We start from the raw sequence: 6,217 nt of genomic DNA, 5'->3' as shown, positions 1-6,217 counted from the left end.
TGCGCCGCCGCGACGGGCGGGGACGCGCCCGGGCCGCCGTCGCCGCCCGCGACCGCGCCGGGCTGGTCGACGGGTTGCGGGCGCTGGCCGAGGGACGTCCGCATCCGGGCGTGGTGAGCGGCGCGGCCGTGGGTTCGCCGGGACGTCCGGTCTGGGTGTTCTCCGGGTACGGCGCGCAGCGCACGGGCATGGCGCAGCGGCTGCTGGAGGAGGAGCCCGCGTTCGCCGAGGCCGTCGACGACCTGGACGCGCTGTTCGCCGAGGAGGGCGGACCCGAGCTGTGGGCCGTCCTGGAGGAGGGCGAGCCGGTCGAGGGCGGCCCGGCCGTCACGATGCCGCTGCTGTTCGCGATCCAGATCGGGCTCGCGCGCATGTGGAAGGCGTACGGCGTGACGCCCGGCGCGGTCGTCGGGCACTCGATGGGCGAGGTCGCGGCGGCCGTCGTCGCGGGAAGGCTGTCCCTGGCGGACGGCGTGAAGGTCATCTGCCGCCGCTCCCGGCTGCTGGACCGGCTGGTCGGCGGCGGCGCGATGGCGGTGCTCGGCACGTCCGCCGCCGGGGTCGCGCGGCTCGCCGCCGGCCTGGACGAGGTGTACGCGGCCGTCCACTCCTCGCCCCGGCAGACCGTCGTCACCGGCGACGCCGGGCAGGTCGCGGCCGTGGTGGCGCGCGCCGAGGCCGAGGGCCTCCTCGCCCGGATGATCAAGGCGGAGGGCGCGGGGCACTCGCCGCAGGTCGATCCGCTCCTGCCCGACCTGCGCGACGCTCTCGCCAAGGTCGGGGCGGAGCCCGGCACGCCGCTCGCCGAGGGCGTCCGCCTCTACACGACGGCGCTGGACGACCCGCGCGCCGACGTCCCGATGGACGCCGGGTACTGGGCGGAGAACCTGCGCAACCCCGTCCGGCTCACCGACGCGATCGCGGCGGCGGCCGACGACGGGTTCCGGACGTTCATCGAGGTCAACGCCCATCCGATCCTCGCGCACGCCGTCGGCGAGACGCTGGAGGGCGTCGGCGCGTTCGTCACGCACACCCTCAAGCGCGCGCCGAGGGGCCAGGAGACCGACGACACCCTGACCTTCCACGCGCGGCTGGCCGAGCTCGCCGCGCACGGCCACCCCGTGGCGCCGCCCGCCGACGGCGCGGTCGCCGACGTGCCGTCCGCATCCTGGCGGCACGAGCGGCACTGGATCGACACGTCCCGGTCGCGCCGCGCCGCGCGCCGCGACGAGCACCCGCTGCTCGGCGCGCACGTCGAGCTGCCCGGCGAGGACCGGCACGCCTGGCGCGCCGACGTCGGCACCGCCGCCCAGCCGTGGATCGCGCCGGTGCACGGCCTGCACGTGCTGCCGCCCGCCGCGGTCGCGGAGATGGCGCTCGCCGCCGGGGCCGAGGCGCTCGGCGTCGAGGCGGTGCGCGTCCACAGCCTGTGGATGGAGCGTCCGCTCGCGCTCGACGCGTCCACGACGGTCACGACCACCTTCGACGAGGACGAGCGGCGCGTCGAGGTCCACGCGCTCACCCCCGCCGGGACCTGGACCCGGCTGGCCCGCGCGGACGTCGCCGAGGACCACCGCCCGCCCACCGGCCGGCCCGCCGGTCCCGCCGACGGTCCGGTGACCGCGATCGCGGGGGCCGAGCGCGGCAGCCGCCACTTCCGCCTGCACCCGGAGGTCTTCGACCGCGCCCTCGCCGTCCTGTCCGCGGCGGCGGGCGAGGGGACGTGGACCGTCGACGCGATCGGCGCGCTGCGCGTGCACGGGCCGACGCACCGGGGCGGCGACGTCCGCGCCGCGTTCGACGGCACCCACGGCGACCTGCGGATTCTCGGCCCGGACGGCGAGGTCCTGGTCGAGGCGACCGGCATCGCGCTGCGCCGCGTCGAGCGCGCCGACCTGCCCGTGCCGCTCTCCGCCAAGCTCGCCGAGGTCGTCTGGGACATCTCGGACACCCCGGAACCGGTCGTGTCGGACGCGTCCTGGCTGCTGCTCGCGGACGACGCCGACCCCCTCGCCGACCCCTTCGCCGCCGCCGTCGCGGCCGAACTGGAGGCGCGCGGCCACACCGTCGCGCGGCAGCCGATCGGCGCGGTCCCGTCCGGCGATGTGCACGGCGTCGTCCTGGTGCCGGGCGGGCTCGCGGACGAGGAACTGGTCCTCGCGGTCGCGCGCGCGTCCGTCGCCCTGCCGGACGGCCCGCGCCTCTACGTCGCCACGCGCGACGCGCTGCCGGTGCTGCCCGGCGAGGCCGGCGACCACCGGCGGGCGCACGTCCGCGCGCTCACCCGCGTGCTGGCGTTCGAGCGGACCGTCCAGCGCGCCACGCTCGTGGACGCCGCCCGGCCCGAGGACCTGGTGGCCGAACTCCTCGCGGACGACCCGTCCCGCGAGACCGCCTACCGCGGCGGCGTCCGCCGCACGGCCCGGCTCGACCGGGCCGTCCTGCCGGAGACCGGCCGGCGCAGGCGCGTCGTCCGGCGCGGCGGCGCGTACGTGATCACCGGCGGGTACGGCGGGATCGGGCTGGTCACGGCCCGGCTGCTGGCCGAGCGCGGCGCCGGGCGGATCGTGCTTTCGGGCCGGTCCGGACCGTCCGCCGAGGCCGAGAAGGCCATCGCGCGGCTGCGCGAGGACGGCGTGGACGTCGAGGTCGTCCTCGGCGACATCGCCGAGCCCGGCGTCGCCGGACGGCTCGTCGCGGCGGCCCGGGAGGGCGGCGCGACGCTGCGGGGGATCGTGCACGGCGCGGGCGCGATCGACGACCGGATGCTCACCGACCTCGGCCCGGACGACCTGCACCGGGTGTGGACGGCGAAGGTGGCGGGCGCGCGGGCGCTGTCCGAGGCGACCTGGGACGCCGACCTCGACTGGTTCGTCCTGCACTCCTCGGCCGCCGCGCTGCTCGGCTCGCCCGGCCAGGCCGCCTACGCCGCCGCGAACGCCGCGCTGGACGCGCTCGCCGCGCACCGCCGCGCGCACGGCCGCCCGGCCACCGCGATCGACTGGGGCACCTGGTCGCAGGTCGGCGGGGCCGCGGGCCTGCGGGTCGCGGTGATCGAGCCGATCACCCCGGACGAGGGCGTGCAGGCGCTGGAGGCGCTGCTCGCCGCCGACGCCACCGCCGCCGGGGTGCTGCGGTTCGACCCGTCCGCGGCCGTGGGCCTGTTCCCCGAGATCGCGCGCATGCCGTACTTCGCGTCGCTCACCGAGGCCGTGGCGGCGGAGTCCCAGGACACCGGCGACTGGCCCGGCATCGACGCCGTCAGGGAGCTCCCGCCGGACGAGGCGCGCGCCCGCATCGCCGCTCGGCTCCGCTGGCGGATCGCGTCCGTGCTCGGCTTCGCGCCCGACCGGCTCGACCCGGCCGTCCCGCTCACCGACCTCGGCCTGGACTCGCTGGTCGCGGTCCGGATCAAGAGCGGCGTCGAGCACGACCTCGGCCTGACCGTCCCGGCGTCGGTGCTGCTCAAGGGCGCGTCGGTCGACGTGTTCGAGGAGTGGGCCGCCGAGGAGCTGGGCCTCGCGGCGGCGCCGACTCCGGCCGCCGTTCCGCTCGCCGAGTCGAACGCGGAGGCCGGGTACGTGATGGCCCGCGACGCCGCCGAGCGCCTGGCCGTCCGGTTCTTCGAGGACGTCCTCGGCCTCGACCGCGTCTCGGTCGTCGCCGACTTCCACGCCGACCTCGGCGGCACCGACGAGCAGGCGGACGAGGTCGTCGCGCTGCTGCTCCGGGAGCTGGGCGGCGAGGCGACCCGGGGCGAGCTGTTCGCCACCCCGACGGCCGAGCACGTCGCCGAGTACATCCGGGCCGCGGACGAGGAGGCCGCGCGGCAGATCGTCCGGCCGCTGAAGCCGTCCGGGACCCGGCGGCCGATCTTCATCGCGCACCCGGCGGGCGGCACCACCGCCTGCTACCGGCAGCTCGTCGAGCTGCTGGGCGACGACCAGCCGGTGTACGGGCTGGAGCGGTTCGACGACGCGCCCTCGGTCGAGGAGCGCGCCGAGCGCTACGTCCGGCACCTGGTCGAGGCGCAGCCCGAGGGCGCATTCCGGCTGGCCGGATGGTCGTTCGGCGGCGTCCTGGCGTACGAGACGGCCCGGCGGCTGCGCGCGGCCGGACGCGAGGTCGAGTTCGTCGCGCTGTTCGACGCCGGGCTGCCGCTGCCGGTCGAGGACGAGTCCGACACGCTCGCCCGCCGCTTCGCCGCGTTCACCGAGTACATCAACGAGACCTACGGCCTGGACGTCGCGCTCACCTACGAGGAGCTGTCGGGGCTGCCGGAGGAGCAGCAGTTCGCGCTGGTCATGGAGCGGGCCGCGCCGCTGGCCGAGCTGATCCCGCCCGCCGCGCTGCACCACCAGCTCACCTCGCACCAGGACACCCGGTCGCTCGAGGCGTACGAGCCCCGTCCCTACGACGGGCGTGTCATCCTCTACTACGCGCCCGAGGAGACCCCCTGGGCGGTGAAGGACGCCCGGTACGTCCTGGACGGGACGAACGGGTTCGGCTCGCTCTGCTCCGACCTGGAGAAGGTCACGATCCCCGGTGTCCACCACCTGAACCTGCTCGACCCGCCCGGCGTGCGGCTCCTCGCCGCCCACCTGGACGGCCGCCTCGCCGCCGCCTCCGACGGCACCGCCCCCCACGGCGCCGCCGGCGGCGCCCCCGCTTCCGGTACCGCGTCCGCCCCCTCGGCCGCCCTGTCCACGGCCCACTGATCCCGCGGAGGAACCCCCCATGTCCGAGCTGCTCGACGCCGTCCGGTCCGGTGCGTCCGGCCGGGAGCTCGCCGAGATCGACCTGCCGACGCGCTACCGCGCCGCGTTCACCCGCAAGGACGAGGTGGGCGTCTTCGAGGGGCAGGCCGACAAGGACGTGCGGCGGTCGATCCACGTGGGCGAGGTCGAGATGCCGGAGATCGCGCCGGACGAGTGCGTCGTGGCGGTGATGTCGGCGGCGATCAACTTCAACACGGTCTGGTCGGCGATCTTCGAGCCGGTGCCGACGTTCGCGTTCCTGGAGAAGTTCGGGCGGCAGGGCTGGTACGGCGCGCGGCACGACCTGCCGTACCACGTGCTCGGCTCGGACGGCGCGGGCGTCGTGGTGCGCACCGGCGCGGGGGTGAAGCACTGGAAGGTCGGCGACCGCGTGGTCATCTCGCCGTCCTACGTGGACGAGGAGGACCACGGCTCCTACGACGACGGCATGATGTCGGAGTCGCAGCTCGCCTGGGGGTTCGAGACCAACTTCGGCTCGCTCGGCGACTTCTGCGTCGTCAAGGCCAACCAGCTGATCAAGAAGCCCGCGCACCTGACCTGGGAGGAGGCGGGCTCCAACACGCTGTGCGCCGCGACCGCCTACCGGATGCTCGTCGGGACGCACGGCGCCCGGATGAAGCAGGGCGACGTCGTGCTCGTGTGGGGTGCGACGGGCGGGCTCGGGTCGTTCGCCACGCAGCTCGTGCTCAACGGCGGGGGCATCCCCGTCGCGGTCGTGTCGTCGGAGGAGAAGGCCGAGATCGTCCGCGCGCAGGGCTGCCGGCACGTCATCGACCGCACCGGCCTGGACCTCGGCGAGGGCGGCCTGCGCAACCCCAAGGCGGGGCGCATCCTCGGCGAGGCCATCCGCCGCGAGGTCGGCGAGGACCCGGGCATCGTCTTCGAGTACCTCGGCCGCGAGACGTTCGGCGCGTCCGTCTACGTCGCCAAGCGCGGCGGGAAGATCGTCACCTGCGGCTCGTCCACCGGCTACAAGCACGAGTACGACAACCGGTTCCTGTGGATGCGGCTGAAGAGCATCATCGGCTCGCACGGCTTCAACTACCACGAGGCGGTGCAGGTCAACCGGCTGTTCTCGCTCGGGATGATCCAGCCGACGCTGTCGCGGTCCTACCCGCTGGAGGAGGCGGGCGAGGCGACCCGCGCCGTCCAGACCAACCAGCACATCGGGAAGGTCGCGGTGCTGTGCGGCGCGACCGCCGAGGGGCAGGGCCCAGCACATCGGGAAGGTCGCGGTGCTGTGCGGCGCGACCGCCGAGGGGCAGGGCGTGGACGACCCGGCGCTGCGCGAGCGGATCGGCGAGGACCGGTTCCACCTGTTCCGGCGCTGACCGGCCCCCGGTCCGCCGCTTCCGCCGCTGACCGGCCCCCGGTCCGCCGCTCGGCGTGATGTTCTTGCTACGTTCGGTGACGAGAAGATCATCAGCCTGAACGGAGAC

Annotated in this window: 2 protein-coding genes; both read left to right on the top strand. The window is 75.8% G+C overall.

Annotation, left to right across the window (positions count from 1 at the left end; genetic code table 11):
• The first annotated feature begins 113 nt into the window (after nt 1-113).
• Complete coding sequence (locus DZF91_RS00475; protein ID WP_235833950.1) at nt 114-4,718, top strand: SDR family NAD(P)-dependent oxidoreductase; 4,605 nt, start codon at nt 114-116, stop codon at nt 4,716-4,718.
• Nucleotides 4,719-4,737: 19 nt separating this feature from the next.
• Nucleotides 4,738-6,168 (top strand): crotonyl-CoA carboxylase/reductase, encoded by a 1,431-nt coding sequence (gene ccrA / locus DZF91_RS00470; protein ID WP_117355541.1) that lies wholly within the window; start codon nt 4,738-4,740, stop codon nt 6,166-6,168.
• Nucleotides 6,169-6,217 lie beyond the last annotated feature (49 nt).

The sequence above is a fragment of the Actinomadura logoneensis genome (assembly GCF_003428695.1).
GTDB lineage: Bacteria > Actinomycetota > Actinomycetes > Streptosporangiales > Streptosporangiaceae > Spirillospora > Spirillospora logoneensis.
The sequence above is the reverse complement of the archived record's forward strand: the minus strand, read 5'-3'. Positions and strand labels throughout refer to the sequence as shown.

Bases quoted from the DNA above. Each gene is read 5' to 3' on its own strand.
- ccrA (WP_117355541.1), top strand. From the start codon at position 4,738: ATGTCCGAGCTGCTCGACGCCGTCCGGTCCGGTGCGTCCGGCCGGGAG.